At 64.6% G+C, this 19,007-nt stretch carries 21 protein-coding genes; 16 read left to right on the top strand and 5 right to left on the bottom strand.

What is annotated here, in order from left to right; all coding sequences use genetic code 11:
* Positions 1-313 precede the first annotated feature (313 nt).
* Genes QMZ05_RS19040 through QMZ05_RS19030 form a run of 3 tightly spaced genes read left to right on the top strand, consistent with a single transcriptional unit; the run spans position 314 to position 2,957 of the window.
* Positions 314-838: a MarR family transcriptional regulator gene (locus tag QMZ05_RS19040; RefSeq protein WP_353702159.1), complete on the top strand. Its 525-nt coding sequence runs from the start codon at positions 314-316 to the stop codon at positions 836-838.
* Positions 839-840: 2 nt separating this feature from the next.
* On the top strand, positions 841-1,563 hold the full coding sequence (locus tag QMZ05_RS19035; protein ID WP_167529074.1) for a response regulator transcription factor: 723 nt from the start codon (positions 841-843) through the stop codon (positions 1,561-1,563).
* Positions 1,564-1,571: 8 nt separating this feature from the next.
* Positions 1,572-2,957, top strand: a complete 1,386-nt coding sequence (locus QMZ05_RS19030; protein WP_353702137.1) for an ATP-binding protein — start codon at positions 1,572-1,574, stop codon at positions 2,955-2,957.
* Positions 2,958-3,025: 68 nt separating this feature from the next.
* On the opposite strand, the gene QMZ05_RS19025 is transcribed toward QMZ05_RS19030, so the two are convergent.
* The 3 genes from QMZ05_RS19025 to QMZ05_RS19015 all read right to left on the bottom strand — a co-directional run bounded on the left by QMZ05_RS19025 (position 3,026) and on the right by QMZ05_RS19015 (position 4,753).
* Positions 3,026-3,475: a TonB-dependent receptor gene (locus tag QMZ05_RS19025; protein WP_353702136.1), complete on the bottom strand. Its 450-nt coding sequence runs from the start codon at positions 3,473-3,475 to the stop codon at positions 3,026-3,028.
* A gap of 406 nt (positions 3,476-3,881) precedes the next feature.
* A complete protein-coding gene (locus tag QMZ05_RS19020) occupies positions 3,882-4,412 on the bottom strand; it encodes a DUF3617 family protein (protein WP_353702135.1) in 531 nt (176 codons plus the stop codon).
* 41 nt (positions 4,413-4,453) lie between these two features.
* Entirely contained in the window at positions 4,454-4,753 is a 300-nt protein-coding gene (locus QMZ05_RS19015) for a hypothetical protein (RefSeq protein ID WP_353702134.1), read from the bottom strand.
* Positions 4,754-4,920: 167 nt separating this feature from the next.
* Here QMZ05_RS19015 and QMZ05_RS19010 point away from each other — a divergent pair, with 167 nt between their 5' ends.
* The 4 genes from QMZ05_RS19010 to QMZ05_RS18995 all read left to right on the top strand — a co-directional run bounded on the left by QMZ05_RS19010 (position 4,921) and on the right by QMZ05_RS18995 (position 7,762).
* Positions 4,921-5,397 (top strand): hypothetical protein, encoded by a 477-nt coding sequence (locus QMZ05_RS19010; protein WP_353702133.1) that lies wholly within the window; start codon positions 4,921-4,923, stop codon positions 5,395-5,397.
* A 114-nt stretch (positions 5,398-5,511) separates the two neighbouring features.
* Positions 5,512-6,198: a ribonuclease T2 gene (locus tag QMZ05_RS19005; protein WP_353702132.1), complete on the top strand. Its 687-nt coding sequence runs from the start codon at positions 5,512-5,514 to the stop codon at positions 6,196-6,198.
* A gap of 229 nt (positions 6,199-6,427) precedes the next feature.
* The gene (gene rlmJ / locus QMZ05_RS19000) at positions 6,428-7,288 is read left to right on the top strand and encodes a 23S rRNA (adenine(2030)-N(6))-methyltransferase RlmJ (protein WP_353702131.1); all 861 of its coding nucleotides are present in this window, start codon (positions 6,428-6,430) and stop codon (positions 7,286-7,288) included.
* Between the two features lie 261 nt (positions 7,289-7,549).
* The gene (locus tag QMZ05_RS18995) at positions 7,550-7,762 is read left to right on the top strand and encodes a cold-shock protein (protein WP_016844477.1); all 213 of its coding nucleotides are present in this window, start codon (positions 7,550-7,552) and stop codon (positions 7,760-7,762) included.
* Between the two features lie 273 nt (positions 7,763-8,035).
* Here QMZ05_RS18995 and QMZ05_RS18990 read toward each other — a convergent pair whose 3' ends face one another.
* A complete protein-coding gene (locus QMZ05_RS18990) occupies positions 8,036-8,659 on the bottom strand; it encodes an outer membrane protein (RefSeq protein ID WP_050424905.1) in 624 nt (207 codons plus the stop codon).
* 264 nt (positions 8,660-8,923) lie between these two features.
* On the opposite strand from QMZ05_RS18990, the gene uvrC reads away from it, so the two are divergent.
* The 7 genes from uvrC to QMZ05_RS18955 all read left to right on the top strand — a co-directional run bounded on the left by uvrC (position 8,924) and on the right by QMZ05_RS18955 (position 15,986).
* Entirely contained in the window at positions 8,924-11,014 is a 2,091-nt protein-coding gene (gene uvrC / locus QMZ05_RS18985) for an excinuclease ABC subunit UvrC (RefSeq protein ID WP_353702130.1), read from the top strand.
* A gap of 192 nt (positions 11,015-11,206) precedes the next feature.
* Positions 11,207-11,821 carry a CDP-diacylglycerol--glycerol-3-phosphate 3-phosphatidyltransferase gene (gene pgsA / locus QMZ05_RS18980; protein ID WP_016844474.1) on the top strand — a complete coding sequence of 205 codons (615 nt, stop codon included), beginning with the start codon at positions 11,207-11,209 and terminating at the stop codon, positions 11,819-11,821.
* Entirely contained in the window at positions 11,818-12,069 is a 252-nt protein-coding gene (gene moaD / locus QMZ05_RS18975) for a molybdopterin converting factor subunit 1 (RefSeq protein ID WP_353702129.1), read from the top strand. Before pgsA ends, moaD begins: the two co-directional genes overlap by 4 nt.
* An 8-nt stretch (positions 12,070-12,077) precedes the next feature.
* Positions 12,078-12,545: a molybdenum cofactor biosynthesis protein MoaE gene (locus QMZ05_RS18970; protein WP_353702128.1), complete on the top strand. Its 468-nt coding sequence runs from the start codon at positions 12,078-12,080 to the stop codon at positions 12,543-12,545.
* Positions 12,545-13,528, top strand: coding sequence for a 50S ribosomal protein L3 N(5)-glutamine methyltransferase (gene prmB, locus QMZ05_RS18965; protein WP_353702127.1), 984 nt, complete (start codon positions 12,545-12,547; stop codon positions 13,526-13,528). The genes QMZ05_RS18970 and prmB overlap by 1 nt, the downstream gene beginning before the upstream one ends.
* Before the next feature lie 175 nt (positions 13,529-13,703).
* The gene (locus QMZ05_RS18960; RefSeq protein WP_353702126.1) at positions 13,704-15,116 is read left to right on the top strand and encodes an EAL domain-containing protein; all 1,413 of its coding nucleotides are present in this window, start codon (positions 13,704-13,706) and stop codon (positions 15,114-15,116) included.
* Positions 15,117-15,131: 15 nt separating this feature from the next.
* The gene (locus QMZ05_RS18955; protein WP_353702125.1) at positions 15,132-15,986 is read left to right on the top strand and encodes a TIGR01459 family HAD-type hydrolase; all 855 of its coding nucleotides are present in this window, start codon (positions 15,132-15,134) and stop codon (positions 15,984-15,986) included.
* 499 nt (positions 15,987-16,485) lie between these two features.
* Here the strand turns inward: QMZ05_RS18955 and QMZ05_RS18950 are convergent, their stop codons facing one another.
* On the bottom strand, positions 16,486-16,881 hold the full coding sequence (locus QMZ05_RS18950; RefSeq protein ID WP_050402761.1) for a response regulator: 396 nt from the start codon (positions 16,879-16,881) through the stop codon (positions 16,486-16,488).
* 214 nt (positions 16,882-17,095) lie between these two features.
* Here QMZ05_RS18950 and QMZ05_RS18945 point away from each other — a divergent pair, with 214 nt between their 5' ends.
* Entirely contained in the window at positions 17,096-18,079 is a 984-nt protein-coding gene (locus tag QMZ05_RS18945; protein ID WP_353702124.1) for a bifunctional riboflavin kinase/FAD synthetase, read from the top strand.
* Positions 18,080-18,096: 17 nt separating this feature from the next.
* Positions 18,097-18,633, top strand: coding sequence for a sugar O-acetyltransferase (locus QMZ05_RS18940; protein ID WP_353702158.1), 537 nt, complete (start codon positions 18,097-18,099; stop codon positions 18,631-18,633).
* Positions 18,634-19,007 lie beyond the last annotated feature (374 nt).

Raw genomic sequence — 19,007 nt, 5'->3', positions numbered from 1 at the left:
CCGGCCTGTTTCCCCCGGAGCCAGCAGGCTCGGCTGGCCCGGACTTCACCACCCACCGGCCGCGCGGCCGGTTTCCATCGCCAACATGCGGTTTAGACATGCTTTTGCGGAACGCTGAAGTCCAGTATGTTTGCCGAAATGCCGCTCGACAATCGCACGGTAGTCCAATTTGCGGCCCAAACCGCCTCTGAGGCTCTTTCAGGCCGACTCAAACGCTGTCGGAAACGAAACGACCTAATGTTTCGTCGTGACAGGCAGTTTTGTAACATTGAACCCAAGATACGTCAATATGACTGACATAAATTTCTCAGGCATGGCAGCCAAGCCCGATTCGCAGGGAGACGATCAGGCTCCTGCGGCGGGTGGACGCGACCTGCGCTGGGACATCATCGAGCTCCTGTTCTTCGCCTACCGCGACTTTGTCGGCGACGCCGACCAGGAGCTGGAGGCATTCGGTTTCGGCCGCGCCCACCACCGCGTCATCCACTTCGTCACCCGCTATCCCGGCCTGAAGGTCGCGGACCTGCTCGACGTCCTGCGCATCACCAAGCAATCGCTCGGGCGCGTGCTCAAGCAGCTCTTGGACGAGGGCTACATCGTTCAGAAGACCGGCAACAACGATCGCCGGCAGCGCCTGCTCTACGCCACGCCGAAGGGCGAGGCGCTGGTCGCCAAGCTCGCAGGGCTGCAGACCGACCGCATCAACCGCGCGATCGCCGGCATCGATCCGGCCGGCGTCGAGACGGTTCGCCAGTTCCTCCGCGCGATGATCGACCGCGACGATCCCGACAAGGTGCTCGAAGCGATCTTCGGCGGCGGCAAGAAAACAAGGGAGTGAACCTGGTGCAGGCTGCAACCATGATGCGCGCGCCGGTCGAGCCGGCCGACGACGCGCCGCATCTCCTGCTGGTCGACGACGACCGGCGTATTCGCGACCTGTTGTCGCGCTTTCTGTCCGGCGAAGGCTATCGCGTCACGACGGCGATGAGCGCCACCGACGCGCGCGCCAAGCTGCTCGGGCTGCATTTCGACCTGCTCATCCTCGACGTGATGATGCCCGGTGAGAACGGCTTCGACCTCGCCCGCTTCATCCGCACCTCCTCCACGGTGCCGATCATCATGCTGACCGCCCGCCATGAGGCGGAGGCCCGCATCGAGGGCCTGCAGATCGGCGCCGACGACTATGTCGCCAAGCCGTTCGAGCCGCGCGAGCTGGTGCTGCGCATCGGCAATATCCTCAAGCGCACCGCGCCGCCACAGGTCACGGTGGTCGAGCAGATCGCGTTCGGCCCCTACATCTTCCACATCGAACGCAGCGAGCTGCGCCAGGGCGAGGAGATCATCCATCTCACCGACCGCGAGCGCGAGATGCTGCGCATCCTCGCCAGCGCGCCCGGCGAGACCGTGCCCCGCGCCGAGCTGACCTCTGGCGGCACCGTCAACGAACGCGCGGTCGACGTGCAGATCAACCGCCTGCGCCGCAAGATCGAGCACGATCCCGCCAATCCGCTGTTCCTGCAGGCGGTCCGCGGCATCGGCTATCGCCTGGTCGCCTCGCCATAAGACATCACATGAGCACGCTCGACTCCGGCCTGACCCTGATCAAGAACGCCTCGCAGCGCGTCTCGAAGGCGAACGGCTGGATGGGCAATGCGTTCAAGAGCTGGATGCCGACCGGCCTCTACGCCCGCGCGCTGCTGATCATGATCGTGCCGATGGTGATCCTGCAGACCGTGGTGGCGTTCGTGTTCATGGAGCGGCACTGGAACACGGTGACGCGGCGCCTGTCGGCCGCGGTGGTGTCCGACATCGCCGCGCTGATCGACGTCTACAAGAATTATCCGCAGGACAAGGACCGCGCCCAGCTTCGCCACATCGCCCAGAAGCTGCAGCTGGTGGTCGACTTCCTCCCCGCCGGCGACATGCCGCCGCCGGGGCCGAAGCCGTTCTTCTCGCTGCTCGACCAGACCCTCTCGGTGCAGCTCGGCCGCCAGATCAGCCGTCCGTTCTGGATCGACACCGTCGGCAAGTCCAATCTGGTCGAGATCCGCGTGCAGCTCGACGATTCCGTGATGCGGATCTTCGCCCAGCGCAGCGCGGCCTACGCCTCCAATTCGGAGATCTTCATCTTCTGGATGCTCGGCACCTCGACGATCCTCCTGATCGTCGCCGTGCTGTTCCTGCGCAACCAGATCAAGCCGATCCTGCGGCTCGCCGACGCCGCCGAAAGCTTCGGCAAGGGCCGCGAGGCGCCGAACTTCCGGCCGCGCGGCGCGCGCGAGGTGCGGCGCGCGGCACAGGCCTTCATCGAGATGAAGGCGCGCGTCGAGCGCTCGATCGAGCAGCGCACCGCGATGCTCGCCGGCGTGTCGCACGATCTGCGCACCATCCTGACCCGCTTCAAGCTCGAGCTCGCCCTGATCGGCGAAGGTCCCGAGATCGACGCGATGCGCAAGGACGTCGACGAGATGTCGATGATGCTGGAAGACTACCTTGCCTTCGCGCGCGGCGATTCCGGCGAGGTCGCGCAGCCGACCGACATGGCGATGGCGCTCGAGGAGCTGCGCAGCGACGCCGAGCGCCACGGCCACACCGCGACCGTCGCATTCCACGGCCTGCCCGTGGTCACGGTGAAGCCCGCCTCGTTCAAGCGCTGCCTCGCCAACCTCGTGTCCAACGCGGCGCGCCACGCCAACACGATCTCGATCACCGGCCAGCGCGACCACCGCTATCTCAACATCACGGTCGACGACGACGGCCCCGGCATCCCCGCCAACATGCGCGAGGAAGTATTCAAGCCCTTCCTGCGGCTCGACGATGCCCGCAACCAGGACGAAGGCGGCACCGGCCTCGGACTTGCAATCGCCCGCGACATCGCGCGCTCGCATGGCGGCGACATCATGCTCAGCGAAAGCCCGATGGGCGGCCTGCGGGCGCAGGTGCGGGTGCCGGTGTAGCGTAGCGTTTTCGAGCGAAGTGGGCGCCGGTTCGCGTGAAGAAAACGCGTCCAAACAACAAGCCTGAGCTACCAGCGGTAGGACAAGGTGCCGATCACCTGACGCCGTTCGCCGGCATAGCAGTAGCCGGACTGACAGGTCTGGTAGCGCGTGTCGAACAGATTGGTGGCGTTGACGCGCATGGTGGCGCCGAGGAAGCGCCGGTCGAGCTTGCCGAGATCGTAATCGATCACCGCATCGAACAACGTCGTCGCCGCATTCTGGAACGTGTTCTGGTCGTTGCCGAAGTTCGTCCCGATATAGCGGACGCCGAGACCGAGCCCGAGCCCTTCGACCGGAACGCCGGACTGGAAGGTGTATTTGGCAAACGCGGCGAAGGAATTTCTCGGAATGCCGGAGAGCTCGTTGCCGGTGGTGTCGGGATTGCCCTGCGTGATCACGACGTTGAGATGAGTGTAGGCCGCAGTGAGATCGAATCCCTGCTTGAGCGCCAGCTTCGCCTCGAGCTCCACGAACACGGCGCTGTTCGGCGTCGACTACGGGCATTCCTACTACAACGACAAGATTGGCTACGGAGCAGCTCCCGATCTCAATCTCCTGACGATGAATTACGGCGCCCAGGCGATCGCGACGCCGGCATTGTCGCTGGAGATGCGAGCGGAGCGAGCCTCGAAGGATGCACCGCCACCAGATGGGCCGTCGACGCTTCGAGACGCGTGGAGCCTGTCACCGGGCCGCGCTTCGCGCGGACCCTATCCTCGTCATTGCGAGCGAAGCGAAGCAATCCATCGCACAGCGTACGCGGAGCATGGATTGCATCGTCGCTATCGCTCCTCGCAATGACGGGGTGAACAGTATCGCAGCCTCTCGGCATGAGAGAGGCGATGCATTCAGGCGCGCGGCCGCTACCGGAAGCGCTGCGCCTTACTTCTGCTTGGGCAGCAGGCCCTTCAGCTTTTCCATGTCCTTGATATTCATCTTCATGCCGCCGGGCATGATGATGTCACCGGGCTTCTGGTCGCTCTTGCAGGCGCCGAGCCATTTCGCCTCGATGGTCATCGTGGTGTCGCGGGAGCCGGCCGCGCCGCCCTCGGCGTGCGAGGTGCTCTTCACCGTGTAGGCGGAATTGAAGTCACCGACGATCTCGGCATGGCTCTGCATCGACATGCCGGCGACGCTGCACACGCTGTCGCTGACATAGCCGGTCGCGGTCTTCTGGATGTCCTGCTTGGAGCAGACTTCCTTGGCCATCGGCGAGGCCGCCGCGCTCATCTCCTTGTCGGTGGTCTCGTCGGTGCAGTGCTGCATGGTGATTTCCGGCATCGGACCGCCGGTACGCACCATCTTCATCTCCCACAGACCGGCCTTGCGGATCGGCAGGTCGACGGCGCTTGCGGCGCCGGTGGACAGCACAAGGCAAACGGCAGAGCCAAGCAAGGCAAGCTGTCGTGTCATGCGGCTAGCTCCCGGCTACGATCGGAGGATTTAAGGCGCGCTCAGTAGAGCGTGCGCAGTGGCCTCTCGGCGGCACCATACGGTACCCAGCGACAGGCGAAGGAGATGTAGCCGCCGGGGTAGCGCTGAACGGCCAGGAACTTGACCACCTTGCCGTAGGAGGCGCAGTGGTCGACGGCAAGCTGCCGGGCATCGGTCTGGGCCGCCAGCGAATAGGCGATGATACCGCCGGTATCGTTGCCCTTGAACGGCGGCACCGGTTGCAACCAATCGGCTTGCGCCGGCCCCACGGCGAGCATCCCGCTAACGGCAACCAGACACGCGGCCAATTTCGTTCGCATCGCAGACTCCATTTCGCTTGAGGCCCAACATAGAGTGCGCCGGCGACGGTGAAAAGAACGAGCCGGCAGCTAAAGGTGGACTTCTCGGCAGGTGTTGCCGCGCTGCACTTGACCTTGCCGGGGGTTCACGGCACCGTCGGCCGCATCGGATAATCGGGTGGATTCCCATGCGCAACCTGTTCAACTCCCGCAACAAACTCGGCCGCACGCTTGGCCTTGGCGCCGCACTCGTGGTCGGCACGCTGGCCTTCGGGGGCACGGCGCAGGCCGCCAATCCGTTTGAGCTGAATTTCTGGCTGTCAGGCCCGCGCTATGACGGCAATGTGGCGCCGTGCGAAAAGGCGCTGACGACCATCAGCGATCAATTCCACGAAAAGGAAGCCACCTTCTGGAATTCCCCGCTCGTGATCACCGGCTTCAGCCGGATTCACGAAACCGCATTCCGCCCCTGGCAGTCCGACAATATTCCGCGCCGCTACTGCTCGGGTGACGCCATGCTGAGCGACGGCAAGGTGCGCAAGGTGCACTATTCGATCATCGAGGACGGCGGCTTTTCCGGCTTCAACCAGGGCGTCGAATGGTGCGTCGCCGGGCTTGACCGCAACTGGGCCTATAATCCGTCCTGCAAGGCCGCGCGGCCCTGATCTCCGACCGGATTGGTAAAGCAGAAGCCGCCGCCATTCAGACGGCGGCTTTTTGTTCTTGAAATGTTCCGGTGGCCTGCTAGGCTCCGAACGGTCGCGTGAGGGGAGCGTTTGATGCCTCGGTTGGTCACAATTTCCCGATTTCTGATTTCGATTGCCTTTGTTCTGGCTGGAGCGGTGGGGGCTTCGGCCCAGGATCGCCGCCAGAATGCGCCGGGCGAGTTCGATTTCTACGTGCTGTCGCTGTCCTGGTCGCCGTCATTCTGCGAGGCGGCGAGCGAGCGGGGCAACAACGGCCGTGGCACGCAGGCGCAGTGCGGCGGACGGCCCTACTCCTTCGTGGTACACGGCCTGTGGCCGCAATATGAGCGCGGCTTTCCGGAATACTGCCAGCGCCCCTCGCCGCGGCTCGCGCGCAACATCATGACCTCGATGCTCGACCTGATGCCGGCGCCCGGACTGATCTACAACGAGTGGGACAAGCACGGCACCTGCTCCGGCCTCGGCGAGCGCGCCTATTTCGAAGCGATCCGCAAGGCCCGGGCCGCGGTGAAGATCCCCGAGGAATTCCTGCAATTGTCGGAGCCGAAGACGGTCGCGCCCGACGAACTCGAGACGGCATTCATCAAGGCCAATCCCGGGCTCAGCAACTCCGCGATCTCGGTGACCTGCGACAGCAAGCGGCTCAGCGAAGTGCGGATCTGCCTCAGCAAGGATCTGCAATTCCGGTCCTGCGAGGAAATCGATCGCCGCGCCTGCCGCCGCGATCAGGTGCTGATGCCGCCGGTTCGCGGCGGCTGAAGCCTGCTCCGCGTCATCGCCAGGCGGACGCGCGTCTTCGCGCGGAGCGTCCGGTCGTCGATGCCGTCACGAAACCGGCGAGATGAGGCCCAGCTGCCCGGGAGCCGGCTACGCCAAGGCTTCGCCGAGATCAGACGTTAACCCCGCCGAAGCTTTAGCGAAGGCCGGGACAGACCGGGCATGACGAAGTACAACATGCGCTCCCTCAGGAGCGCAGTGCGATAAGAGCATGAACTACCGCCACGCCTTTCATGCCGGCAACTTTGCCGACGTCATCAAGCACATCGTGCTGGTGCGCATGCTCACCTATCTGCAGGAGAAGCAGGCGCCCTTCCGCGTCATCGACACCCATGCCGGCGCCGGCCTCTATGATTTGATGTCGAGCGAAGCGCAGCGCGGCGGCGAATGGCTCACCGGCATCGCGCGATTGATGCAGGCGCGGCTCTCCGACAAGGCGTTGCCCTTGATCGGGCCCTATCTCGACATCGTCAGGGCATTCAATCCGAGAGGCGAATTGAAAACCTATCCGGGATCACCGCTGATCGCGCGAGCGCTGCTGCGTCCGCAAGATCGTCTGACGGCGTGCGAGCTCGAACCCGGCGCGCGCAAGCAGTTGATCGATGCATTGCGCCGCGACGCGCAGGCGCGCGTCGTCGATCTCGACGGCTGGATGGCGCTGCCCGCATTCGTGCCGCCGAACGAGCGGCGCGGCCTCGTGCTGATCGATCCGCCGTTCGAAGCGAAGGATGAGTTCGAGCGGCTGGCCAGCGCTTTTACGGAAGCGTATGCGAAGTGGCCGACCGGCGCGTACCTTTTGTGGTACCCCGTAAAATCCCGGAGGGCCACCGACGACCTCGCGCGCAGCGTGGCCATTGCAACAGCAAGCAGCCGGCCCGCCGGCAAATGCTTGCGCTTGGAATTCAGCGTGGCGCCGCAAGAAGCCGATGCAGGCCTCGTTTCCACCGGGCTTTTGATAGTGAATCCGCCGTGGACGCTGGCGAACGAGCTGAAGATCATCCTGCCCGAACTCGAGAAGCCGCTTGGTCAGGGCGGCGCGGCACGCTTCAGACTCGAGACGCCTAAACCTTGATCGGTAGCACCCACTGAAAAGTTCGATTTTGAGCATAGGCAATTTGCGCGGAACCGTATTATGCTCATCCTGTTACGACTGGCTTTACGTTCCGCTTCCGCGAATGGTTGCGGCGGAGTGACAAGGCCGAAATAAAATCCAGACAGACCGGCGGCGTGACGCCGGCCTGTTCAGGTGGCCAAGCTTCCGACAAGCGAATGTCGGTCAACCGCTGCGCGGCGTGCGCGTAGCGGTGGAGCAATACGGGGGAGGAGTTTCCCGATGGCCATGACTGGGACAGTCAAGTTCTTCAACGGAGAGCGTGGCTACGGCTTCATCAAGCCTGATGATGGCGGCCGCGATGTGTTCGTTCACATCACAGCTGTCGAGCGTGCAGGATTGAAGGACCTGACTGAAGGACAGCGCATTACGTTCGAGGTTGAACCGGACAAGAAGGGCAAGGGCCCGAAAGCCGTCAACCTGGTGGTTTCATGACGAGCCCTCGCGATGCGCGGCTCGTCCTGAACGGCGAATGAAGCGTTGCGTGTGAGTTGATTGCCGGGCGCGTGGCTCGCGCTCGCTGCATGACCACCTGCATGATGCGGACGCGACTGACGGTGCCGCATATCGGATGCGTGCGGCCGACCGGCTGGCTGCGCTGATGCCGCGGTGTTGACGCTGCCGCGTGCGATGTCGCCCTGATCTGCGCAAAGAAAACCCGGCCGCGCGAGGCGCGACCGGGAGTTGAGATCAGACGTTTTCTTGTTCTCAGAAGTGGTAGTTGATGCCGGCGCGAACCAGGCTGAAGCTGTAGCCGTTCGACGCACCGCCGGTGATCGTGAAGTTGCTGTTGGCGAGATCGACGTAGAGATATTCGATCTTGGCGCTCCAGTGCGGGGCGAAGCCCATTTCAGCGCCGGCGCCGACGGTGAAGCCCGCATTGGTGTGGCTCTCCGTCATGCCGAAGGTCTCGCCGCGCAGTTCGCCGAAGGCGAGACCGCCGGTCGCATAGAACAGCACGTTGTTGACCGCATAGCCGGCGCGGCCGCGCACCGTGCCGAACCACGGGTTGGAGAATTTCCACGGCGCGAACCGATCGTCGGCCGTGGTGCCCTGGATATCGGCCTCGAAACCGAACACCCAAGGTGAGCCGTTCTGGAAATTGTAACCGGCCTGCACGCCGCCGACGAAACCGGACGGCTTGGTCGGGTTGTTCTCGACCGAGCCCCAGCCATAGCCGACATTGCCGCCGAGATACGGGCCTGCCCAGCTATAGGCATTGAGCGGCTGATAGACGGTGTAGGGCGAGCCGTAGTTGAGGTCAGCCGACGCCGCCGAGGTCGTCCAGCCTGCGACGATCAGTGCCAGCGCACGCGCAACCAACCGGGTCATAGCCACTCTCCACCACGCAACTGCCGCAGCCCGCTGGCCCAAGGCCGGCGTGGTTACGGAATTCCACTTTTTTCGCTAAGGTTTATCGAGAGTTTTAAGTTAAAGGGCTGTTAAGCCCGGTTACCGGCCCGCTCATCAGTCTTAACAATGTGTTACCCGCCGGCCGCGGCTCCGGCGCAGGGTCGGTAACTTGCTGCGATCGGGACTGTTTTCCGGTGCCGCCGACGCTGGCGAGCGGTCTCCCAAGCGCTTAGTTTACGGCCCATGGTTCACGATTCTCCCGAGCGCCCGGCGCCGGCCCCCAAAGCCGTCTCCAAGCCGCGGCGCGGTTCAAAGTCCGACCTGCCACAGGACGACCTGACGCTCGACACAACCGATGTCGATCCCGAGACCTCCGCCGCCGAGGAGGAGGAGAACGCGCGCCTGCCCGAGGCTGCCGAGGACACCACAGAGACGGTCGCCGAGGGGACACTCTCGGTCGGGCACGCCGCGATCGAGAACGCGGTCCGGCTCGCCCCGACCTCGCCCGGCGTCTACCGCATGCTCAATGCCGCCAACGACGTGCTCTATGTCGGCAAGGCGAAGAACATCAAAAAGCGGCTGTCGTCCTATGCGCGCGCCAACGCGCCGCTGCCGGCGCGCATCCTGCGCATGATCGCGGCGACCACGCATGTCGAGATCGTCTCGACCATGACCGAGACCGAGGCGCTGCTGCTCGAAGCGAATCTGATCAAGCAGCTCCGCCCGCGCTTCAATGTGCAGCTGCGCGACGACAAGTCGTTTCCCTATATTCTCATCTCGGGCGACCATTGGGCGCCGCAGATCCTCAAGCATCGCGGCGCGCAGTCGCGGCCCGGACGCTATTTCGGCCCGTTCGCCAACGCAGGCGCGGTCAACCGCACCATCACGGCGCTGCAGCGCGCGTTCCTGATCCGCTCCTGCACCGACGGCTTCTTCGAAAGCCGCAGCCGGCCCTGCCTGCTCTATCAGATCAAGCGATGTGCGGGCCCCTGCACGCGCGAGATCGACTTCCCCGGCTATAGCGAGCTGGTGCGCGAGGCGACCGAATTCCTCTCCGGCCGCAGCCACGCGGTGAAGGAATTGCTTGCGGCCGAGATGGAGAAGGCCTCCGGCGAGCTCGAATTCGAGACCGCAGCGCTGTACCGCGACCGTCTTGCGGCGCTGTCGGCGATCCAGTCGCAGCAGGGCATCAATCCGCGCACGGTCGAAGAAGCCGACGTGTTCGCGATCCATCAGGAAGGCGGCTATTCCTGCGTCGAGGTGTTCTTCTTCCGCACCGGCCAGAACTGGGGCAACCGCGCCTATTTCCCGAAGGCCGAGAAGAGCTTTACGCCGGAAGAGGTGCTGTCCTCCTTCCTCGCGCAATTCTACGACGACAAGCCGCCGCCGAAGCTGATCCTGCTGTCGCACGAGATCGAGGAAAGCGCGCTGCTCGCCGACGCGCTGACGGTCAAGGCCGGATCCAAGGTCGAGGTCTCCGTGCCGAAGCGCGGCGAGAAGAAGGAACTGATCGGCCACGCGCTTACCAATGCGCGCGAGGCGCTCGGCCGCAAGCTTGCCGATACCGCAACCCAAAGCCGGCTGCTGGAAGGCATGGTCACGACGCTCGGCCTGCCGCACACGCTGAGGCGCATCGAGGTCTACGACAACAGCCACATTCAGGGCACCAACGCGGTCGGCGCGATGATCGTGGCGGGACCCGACGGGTTCATGAAGAACCAGTACCGCAAGTTCAACATCAAGTCTGAAGGGCTGACGCCCGGCGACGATTACGGGATGATGCGCGAGGTGCTGGAGCGCCGCTTCAAGCGGCTGCTGAAGCCGCCGGAGGGCGAGGCGGCCAAGGCCGACGAAAAGGCTGACGACGAGTCGTTCCCGCAATGGCCCGACCTCGTCATCATCGACGGCGGCCGCGGGCAGCTCAACGCGGTCAGCGAGATTTTCGCGAATCTCGGGCTGACCAGGGTCTCGCTGATGGCGGTCGCCAAGGGGCCGGACCGCGATGCCGGGCGCGAGACCCTGTTCATGCCGGACCGCGAGGCCATCAAGCTGGAGCCGCGCGACCCGGTGCTGTATTTCATCCAGCGGCTACGCGACGAGGCCCACCGCTTCGTGATCGGCTCGCACCGCAAGCTGCGCAAGAAGGACATCCGGGAGGCCGGCCTGCAGGAGATCCCCGGCATCGGCCCGTCGCGCAAACGTGCCTTGCTGCACCACTTCGGAACGCTCAAGGAGATCGAGCGGGCCTCGATCGCCGACCTCGGCAAGGTTCCCGGCGTCAGCGCCGAGAGCGCCCGCAAGATTTTCGAGTTTTTTCACGCCCAGCCGGGTTAAACCAAAGGCTATTCATCAGGGCGTCGCCTGCGACAGGGCATCTAGGGCATGATGCGGAAAAGTGTCAGGCAACGTTCCGAAAAGATCATGCTTAAACAACGAGCTAAGGCGCCATGACTATTCAGCGTAATCTCGTCGCGCTTTGGCGCCCGCACGGTTGACCTTCTCGCTTCAGCGGTATTGGTAGAACGGATGAACATCGCCACGACCCGGGGACAGACCAAGACCATGTCCCTCCCGAATATCCTGACCTACGCCCGGATCGCCGCCATTCCGGTGGTGATCGGCTGCGTCTACTGGCAGTCGATCCTGGACGGCCCGTTGTGGCTGCGCTGGGTGGCGCTTGCCGTGTTCATTGCGGCGGGGATCACCGACTATCTCGACGGCTATTACGCCCGGATGTGGGACCAGCAGTCCGCCTTCGGCCGGATGCTCGATCCGATCGCCGACAAGCTGCTGGTCGCCTCCAGCCTCTTGATGCTGGCCGCCGACAATTCGATCCACGGCTGGACGCTGTGGGCTGCGATCGTGATCCTGTGCCGCGAGATCCTGGTCTCGGGCCTGCGCGAATATCTCGCGGGGCTCAGGGTCAGCGTACCCGTCACCAAGCTTGCGAAATGGAAGACGACGATCCAGCTCGTGGCGATCGGCTTTTTGATCGCCGGCGAAGCGGGCGAACAGGTCTTCCCGGCCACCACCCTGATCGGCATCGTGCTGCTCTGGATGTCAGCGATCTTCACGATCTACACCGGCTGGGATTACTTCCGTGCCGGCATCCATCACCTCATCAAGGAGGATGAGGGATGAAGCTGAAATATTTCGCCTGGGTGCGTGAACGCGTCGGCAAGGCCGAGGAGACCGTCGAGCCGCCGGCCGAGGTGCGCACCGTCGGCGAGCTGATCGGCTGGCTTGCCGCGCGCGACGATGCCTATGCTTATGCGTTCGAGAAGCCCACGGTGATCCGCGCCGCGATCGACCACGCCCATGTCAAGCAGGATGCGGCAATCATCGGCGCCCGCGAGATCGCGTTCTTCCCGCCGATGACCGGCGGTTAGATCTACCTATGACCGTTACTGCGACCATCCGTATCCAGGAAGCCGACTTCGATGTCGCGCAGGAGATCGCCGGCCTGAGCAAGGGCCGCACCGATGTCGGCGCGGTCGTCAGCTTCAGCGGCATCTGCCGCGGGAGCGAACAGGGCGAGCCGATCGCCGCGCTGACGCTCGAACATTACCCTGAAATGGCGGAAGCCGAGATCACGCGCCACGCCGACGAGGCGCTGGCGCGCTGGCCGTTGCAGGGCCTCACCATCATCCACCGCTTCGGCCGCATCGCGCCGGGCGAGAACATCGTGCTGGTCGTCACCGCCTCGGCGCACCGGCAGGCCGCGTTCGAGGCCGCCGAGTTCCTGATGGACTATCTCAAGACCAACGCGCCGTTCTGGAAGCGCGAGGAAAGTGCGCGCGGCACCAATTGGATCGAGGCACGCGACCACGACGACGCGGCCGCCGCGCGCTGGACCAAATCCTGATGGCCAAGCGCAGCAAAGTGCCGGCCAAAGTGTCGGCAAAGCGCAGCCCGGCCGCGCCGAAAGCACCCAAGAGAACGGCCAAGGTCGGCGCCGGCGAGCTTCACACCCTGTTCGATTTCCTGCGCTACGCGGTGAGCCGCTTCAACGCGGCAAAGCTCGTGTTCGCGCACGGCACCACCGATCCGGTGGCCGAGGCCGCGTTCCTGATCACTGAGACACTGCATTTGCATCCCGACCAGTTCGAGAACTTCGCGACCGCGCGCGTCACGCTTGCCGAAGGCAAGCAGATCCTCGACCTGATCGAGCGGCGGATCGCGACGCGCAAGCCGGCCGCCTATCTCGTCAACAAGGTCTATATGCGCGGCCTGCCGTTCTATGTCGACGAGCGCACCATCGTGCCGCGCTCCTTCATCGGTGAATTGCTGGATTCGCATTTCGGCGGCGACGAGGACGGCACCTCGCTGATCGGCGATCCCGCGGAGGTCGAGAGCGTGCTCGACCTCTGCACCGGCTCCGGCTGCCTTGCGATTCTGGCGGCCCGGCATTTCGCCAACGCCACCGTCGATGCTGTCGATATTTCAAGGGATGCGCTCGAGGTCGCCGCGCGCAACGTCGCCGACCACGGCCTCGACGACCGCCTGACGCTCCATCGCGGCGACCTGTTCAAGCCGCTCGGCGACAACAGCTACGATCTCATCATCTCGAATCCGCCCTATGTCGACGCCGAAGGCATGGCCTCGCTGCCGCGCGAATGCCGCGCCGAGCCGAAGATCGCTTTCGATGGCGGCCCTGACGGGCTCGATATCGTCCGCCGCCTGCTCGACGAGGCCAAGCAACATCTGACCCCGCAGGGCGGGCTGCTCTGCGAGATCGGCCGCGGCCGCGACAATCTCGAGGCCGCCTATCCCAACCTGCCGCTGCTCTGGCTCGACACCGAGGACTCCGAGGGCGAGGTGTTTTGGATCGCCGCCGCCGACCTCTGAGCGGCCCGGCGCGGCCGATCCGGACCAATACGGAACCGGACTGCGGAGCCGGATCGGGCGAAACGAAAATCGTGTGCAGTTCCAGCCGGTTCCGAAGATCGCAGGCCCGTCGAATCAACAATGGTGTTAAGCTCGCGCACCGGGGATGTTCGGACGGAGGGCGCGGGCGCGCGACATGATTCGCATTTCGACGATCTTCATCGCCATCTGCATGGTGCTGGTCGCAGCCTCGCTCGGCTTCGTCCTGTATTCGGTGGCGGGCATCAGCGGATCGGAATCGGCGATCGTGGCGCTCACCGCCCTCACCTGCCTGATCCTCTACAACGCCGTCTCGATGCGGTTGCGCGACCGCAGCGATGTCGGCGGCCAGATCGCGGATCTGTCGCGCGGCACCGCCGACCTCGCCCGCCAGGTCGCCGAATTCGGCCGCCGGCTGGCCGCGGTCGAGGGCCGGATCGCTTCAGCCAATTCCACCGGCGCCGACCGGATGCAGGGCATGGCCGGCGAGATCAACGAGCTTGGCGGACTGGTGCGGCAGCTTGCGGCATCCGTCGCCCATCATGAGGATCTGCTGGCAGCGGTGCCCGTGGCGCAGCCGGTCGCCTCGCCGCGCGACGATCTGCTGCAACCGGCCGCGCCGGCCCCGACCGTCGTGTTCGCGCCGCCGCCGCCAGCTGCGCCTCCGCCGCCGATCTCGCGCAGCCAGGCCCAGCTCGTTGCCGCGATCAAGCATGCGATCGACGAGAACCGGCTCGACATCTACCTGCAGCCGATGGTGACGCTGCCGCAACGCAAGGTGCGCTACTACGAGGCGGTGACGCGGCTGCGCGACGAGCGCGACCAGGTCCTGGCCGCCGACGACTTCATCGAGGCCGCCGAGGCCGGCGGCCTGATCGGCCGCATCGATCACATGGTGATGCTTCGCTGCGTCCAGGTGCTGCGCCGCCTGATGATCCGCAGCAAGGATGTCGGCGTGTTCTGCAACGTCTCGGCGGCGACGCTGGCCAGCCCAGCGCATTTCACCCAGTGCCTCGACTTCCTCGAGGCCAACCGCGCGCTGGCGCCGTCCTTCGTGCTCGAGTTCAAGCAGGCGACCTTCCGCAATCTCGGCCCGGTCGAAAGCGAAAACCTCGCGGCGCTGTCGCAGCGCGGCTACCGGTTCTCGATCGACCATGTCAGCGACCTCCGCCTCGAACCGCGCGAGCTCGCCGATCGCGGCGTCCGCTTCATCAAGGTGCCGGCCGCACTGCTGCTCGACGCAAGGCAGAGCGCGACGTCAGATATCCATCCGTCCGATCTGTCCGACCTGCTCGGCCGCTTCGGCATCGACCTGATCGCCGAACGGATCGAGGGCGAGCGCTCGGTGGTCGACCTGCTCGATTACGATGTCCGGTTCGGCCAGGGCTTCCTGTTCGCGCCGCCGCGACCGTTGCGGCCGGAAGGGGCATCTGCTACCGCCGAAACTCCGCAGGCCAACCCCCAGGACCTTAATGCCGCCGGCACTTCAGCACCTGTCTCCAGCCCAACAGCGCCGCCGCGCGCAACCGGCAGCGCCGCGCTGGCGCGCCGCGCGCTCGGTCCGAACTAGTCAACGGCCTGCATCATGACGTCATTGCGCTTCGTGGAGCAATTGCGCGACCTTGTCGGCGATGTCGACGTCGTGCTGTCGGACATCTGGGGCGTCGTGCACAACGGGCTCGAGTCCTTTCCCGAGGCCTGCGAGGCCCTGCACAATTTCCGCCAGCGCGGCGGCACGGTCATCTTGATCACCAACGCGCCGCGTCCGGCCGATTCCGTGCAGCGTCAGCTGCGCAAGCTCGGCGTTGCGGATGAGACCTACGACGCGATCGTCTCCTCCGGCGACCTGACGCGGCACTTCGTGGCCGACCATCCCGGCCAGAAGATCTTCTGGATCGGTCCCGAGCGCGACAGCTCGATCCATCGCGGCCTCGACGCCACCATGGTGCCGCTGGAGCAAGCGGACTACATCATCTGCACCGGCCTGTTCGACGACGAGACCGAATCTGCCGAGGACTATCGCGACACGCTGCTGAAAGCGCTCGAGCGCAAGCTCACGCTGGTCTGCGCCAATCCGGACATCGTGGTCGAGCGCGGCGACCGGCTGATCTATTGCGCCGGCGCGGTCGCCGAACTCTATCGCGAGCTCGGCGGCGAGGTGATCTTCTACGGCAAGCCGCACCGGCCGATCTACGAGCGTGCCATGGCGCTGGCCACCGAACGCCGCGGACATCCGACCGAACTCGGCCGAGTGCTCGCGATCGGCGATTCCGTGCGCACCGATCTTGCCGGCGCCCTCGGCTTCGGCATCGATCTGTTGTTCGTCACCCGCGGCATTCATTCCGAACAGTTCGAGGGCATCGAGCAGCTCGATGCGGCCTCAATCAAGGAATTGTTCGGCCACCCACCCCGCGCGCTGATGCGCGAGCTGAAGTGGTAGCGGCCAACTCCGCAAGGGCGCGCTGCCAAAATATCGAAAACAACCCCATGCAAAGCAGCCGGCGGCGGCCGACGTTCGACTCGGCAACTTGACACGTCGGGCAACTCAGGAATATTCTTCTAATATTCCGAAATCGCGTGCGCACCCGCTCGCCGCAGGGCTATCGCATATGGCATTTGCGAACTTTTGCGGGCTGACGTTCCCCACGTCTTTTCTAGGGCGGGATGAGTTTTGGTTGAATCAGCTCGGCCACGCACGGCTTCACCTCTCCCCATCGGGGAGAGGTCGATTTGCGAAGCAAATCGGGTGAGGGGCCGCAGCGCTAACGAGAGACCGTCACCCCTCACCCGGCGCTACGCGCCGACCTCTCCCAAGGGAGAGGTGAACCTCCGCTGTCGATCCAGCTCAACCTAAAATCTCATCAGGCTTTAGCAAAAACAACAATGCCCGGGACTAGCCCGGGCATGACGCGAATTTCGGTAGATGCGGTGTCGGGCGCTTACGCCGTCGCCATGTCCGGGAAGACCGCCTCGATCTTGGTCTTCAGCGTGGCCGCGTTGAACGGCTTGACGATGTAGTTGTTCACGCCGGCCTTCTTGGCCGCGATCACGTTCTCGGTCTTGGATTCCGCCGTGATCATGATGAAGGGCGTGGTCGCGAGATTGGGATCGGCGCGGACTTCCTTGAGCAGGTCGTAGCCGGTCATCGGCTCCATGTTCCAGTCGGAAATCACGAGGCCATACTTCTTGCTGCGCATCTTGTTGAGCGCCGCGGAGCCGTCGGAGGCATCGTCGATATTTTCGAATCCAAGCTGCTTGAGAAGATTCCGGATGATGCGGATCATGGTGCTGTAATCATCAACCACCAGAACCGGCATGGACAAATCAACCGCCATCTTTTCCCCCAAAACGCCTGACGCAACTTGGCTTCTGCACGAACGCAGGTTTCCGGCAACGAGTAACAGCTGGCGTTAAACAGCGCGTTAACCGGCTGAATCCGGATTGTTACGGATTTGACGCGATTTTCGCTAAGCTTGACTTCCACGCCGCCGCCGCGTCACGGTCCGGCCCGCAACAATCATGCTTAAGAATCCTTGAAGAATACCTGACATGAGCACCGGCTTTACCGTTATCCGCGACAACACCCCCGAAAGCGCCATCCCGAAGGGCGCCGTGGTCGCGATGGGAAATTTCGACGGCGTCCATCTCGGTCACCGCGCCGTGATCGGTGCGGCGCTCACGATGGGCAAAGCGCACGGCGTGCCCGCGCTCGCCGTGACCTTCGAGCCGCATCCGCGCAAATTCTTCAGCCCGAACACCCCGCAATTCCGCCTCACGGACGAGACCAACAAGCTGCGGCTGCTCGCGGCGACCGGCCTCGCCGGTGCCGTCGTGATGACCTTCGACAAGGCGCGCGCCGGGACCACGGCGCAGGATTTCATTCACCATGACCTGATCCGCCGGCTCGGCATCAGCGGCATCGCGGTCGGCTACGACTTCCATTTCGGCAAGGGCCGGGTCGGCTCGCCGAGCCTGCTCGTCAGCGAAGCACCGCGGCTCGGCATCGAGGTCGATGTGCAGGCCCATGTCGACATCGAGGAGCGGCCGGTGTCCTCCAGCGCGATCCGCATGGCGCTCGCCGAAGGCGAGGTCACCGATGCCACCGCGATGCTGGGCGGGCCGTGGTTCGTCACCGGCAAGGTGATCCACGGCGAGAAGCGCGGCCGCGACCTCGGCTATCCCACCGCCAACATCCGCCTCGACAAACATTGCGGTTTGAAGCACGGCATCTATGCGGTGCGGGTCGGCAAGGCACAGGGCAACGACACGGTGCGGTTCGACGGCGTCGCAAGCTTCGGGCGCCGGCCGACCTTCGACAACGGCGCGCCGCTGCTCGAAGTGTTCCTGTTCGACTTCAAGGGCGATCTGTACGACACGGTCCTCGATGTCGCATTCATCGGTTTCATTCGTGAAGAGCTGAAATTCGACACCATCGAGGCGTTGATACGCCAGATGGATGACGACAGCGCCAAGGCGCGCGCGCAACTCGCCGCCGCGCCGGACGCGTTCCCGCAGCTCGGAGCGATTGGTTGAAGACAGAAAAAGAGAAAATGCTGGCGGGCGAACTCTATCGCCCGGATGCGGAGCTTGCCGCCGACCATACCGCGGCGGAACATTGGATGGCGCGCTACAACGCATCGGGCGCGTCCTCCGCGGGCGAATTGCACGCGCTGCTCGCCGAGCGCTTCCGCAAGGTCGGCAAGGGCGCCGTGATCCGCCCGCCGTTCTTCTGCGACTATGGCAGTAATATCAGCCTCGGCGACGGCGTGTTCCTCAACTTCAACTGCGTCATCCTCGACGTGGTCACGGTCGTGATCGGCGACCGCACCCAGATCGGGCCCGCGGTGCAGATCTATACCGCCGACCACCCGCGCGATGCCGAAACCCGGCGCGCCGGGCTGGAATTCGGCCGCCAGATCCGGATCGGCAGCGACGTCTGGATCGGCGGGGGCGCCATCATCCTGCCCGGCGTCACGATCGGCGACGGCGCCCTAGTCGGCGCCGGCAGCGTGGTGACGCGGGACGTCGCGGCCGGCACCATCGTGGCCGGAAATCCGGCCCGGCGGCGGCAGCCCAGCGCGGGATGAACGTTAGATCAGTTTGACCGCGGGCTCGGCCCACCTCTCCCCGGCGGGGAGAGGTCGGCGCGCAGCGCCGGGTGAGGGCTCTCGTTCTCTCGATAGACCGTACCCCCTCACCCGATTTGCTGCGCAAATCGACCTCTCCCAAGGGAGAGGTGGCACCTCCGCCGCTGCCCCGGCTCACCCTAAATTCATCCCGCTCCAGGGGCGGTCCCGCGGAACGGTCCGCCGGCCACCGGGGGCTTTGCGATTTCCCGCTTGGCTGCTATGGAAACCCCATGTTTTCGCGGCGCATCATACGGATTAGCGGCCCGGCTTCCGCCTGAGCCTCAAGGCTCGGCGCAAGACCGGGACTTTCGCCGTTTTCACCCGCGATTGAT

The sequence above is a fragment of the Bradyrhizobium sp. INPA03-11B genome (assembly GCF_040446015.1).
In the GTDB taxonomy this organism is placed as follows: Bacteria; Pseudomonadota; Alphaproteobacteria; order Rhizobiales; family Xanthobacteraceae; genus Bradyrhizobium; species Bradyrhizobium macuxiense_A.
The sequence above is the reverse complement of the archived record's forward strand: the minus strand, read 5'-3'. Positions and strand labels throughout refer to the sequence as shown.

Coding starts and splice junctions, on each gene's coding strand:
- QMZ05_RS19040 (WP_353702159.1), top strand. CDS start 314: ATGGCAGCCAAGCCCGATTCGCAGGGAGACGATCAGGCTCCTGCGGCG.
- QMZ05_RS19030 (WP_353702137.1), top strand. CDS start 1,572: ATGAGCACGCTCGACTCCGGCCTGACCCTGATCAAGAACGCCTCGCAG.
- QMZ05_RS19020 (WP_353702135.1), bottom strand. CDS start 4,412: ATGACACGACAGCTTGCCTTGCTTGGCTCTGCCGTTTGCCTTGTGCTG.
- QMZ05_RS19015 (WP_353702134.1), bottom strand. CDS start 4,753: ATGCGAACGAAATTGGCCGCGTGTCTGGTTGCCGTTAGCGGGATGCTC.
- QMZ05_RS19010 (WP_353702133.1), top strand. CDS start 4,921: ATGCGCAACCTGTTCAACTCCCGCAACAAACTCGGCCGCACGCTTGGC.
- QMZ05_RS19005 (WP_353702132.1), top strand. CDS start 5,512: ATGCCTCGGTTGGTCACAATTTCCCGATTTCTGATTTCGATTGCCTTT.
- rlmJ (WP_353702131.1), top strand. CDS start 6,428: ATGAACTACCGCCACGCCTTTCATGCCGGCAACTTTGCCGACGTCATC.
- QMZ05_RS18995 (WP_016844477.1), top strand. CDS start 7,550: ATGGCCATGACTGGGACAGTCAAGTTCTTCAACGGAGAGCGTGGCTAC.
- QMZ05_RS18990 (WP_050424905.1), bottom strand. CDS start 8,659: ATGACCCGGTTGGTTGCGCGTGCGCTGGCACTGATCGTCGCAGGCTGG.
- uvrC (WP_353702130.1), top strand. CDS start 8,924: ATGGTTCACGATTCTCCCGAGCGCCCGGCGCCGGCCCCCAAAGCCGTC.
- pgsA (WP_016844474.1), top strand. CDS start 11,207: ATGAACATCGCCACGACCCGGGGACAGACCAAGACCATGTCCCTCCCG.
- moaD (WP_353702129.1), top strand. CDS start 11,818: ATGAAGCTGAAATATTTCGCCTGGGTGCGTGAACGCGTCGGCAAGGCC.
- QMZ05_RS18970 (WP_353702128.1), top strand. CDS start 12,078: ATGACCGTTACTGCGACCATCCGTATCCAGGAAGCCGACTTCGATGTC.
- prmB (WP_353702127.1), top strand. CDS start 12,545: ATGGCCAAGCGCAGCAAAGTGCCGGCCAAAGTGTCGGCAAAGCGCAGC.
- QMZ05_RS18960 (WP_353702126.1), top strand. CDS start 13,704: ATGATTCGCATTTCGACGATCTTCATCGCCATCTGCATGGTGCTGGTC.
- QMZ05_RS18955 (WP_353702125.1), top strand. CDS start 15,132: ATGACGTCATTGCGCTTCGTGGAGCAATTGCGCGACCTTGTCGGCGAT.
- QMZ05_RS18950 (WP_050402761.1), bottom strand. CDS start 16,881: ATGGCGGTTGATTTGTCCATGCCGGTTCTGGTGGTTGATGATTACAGC.
- QMZ05_RS18945 (WP_353702124.1), top strand. CDS start 17,096: ATGAGCACCGGCTTTACCGTTATCCGCGACAACACCCCCGAAAGCGCC.
- QMZ05_RS18940 (WP_353702158.1), top strand. CDS start 18,097: ATGCTGGCGGGCGAACTCTATCGCCCGGATGCGGAGCTTGCCGCCGAC.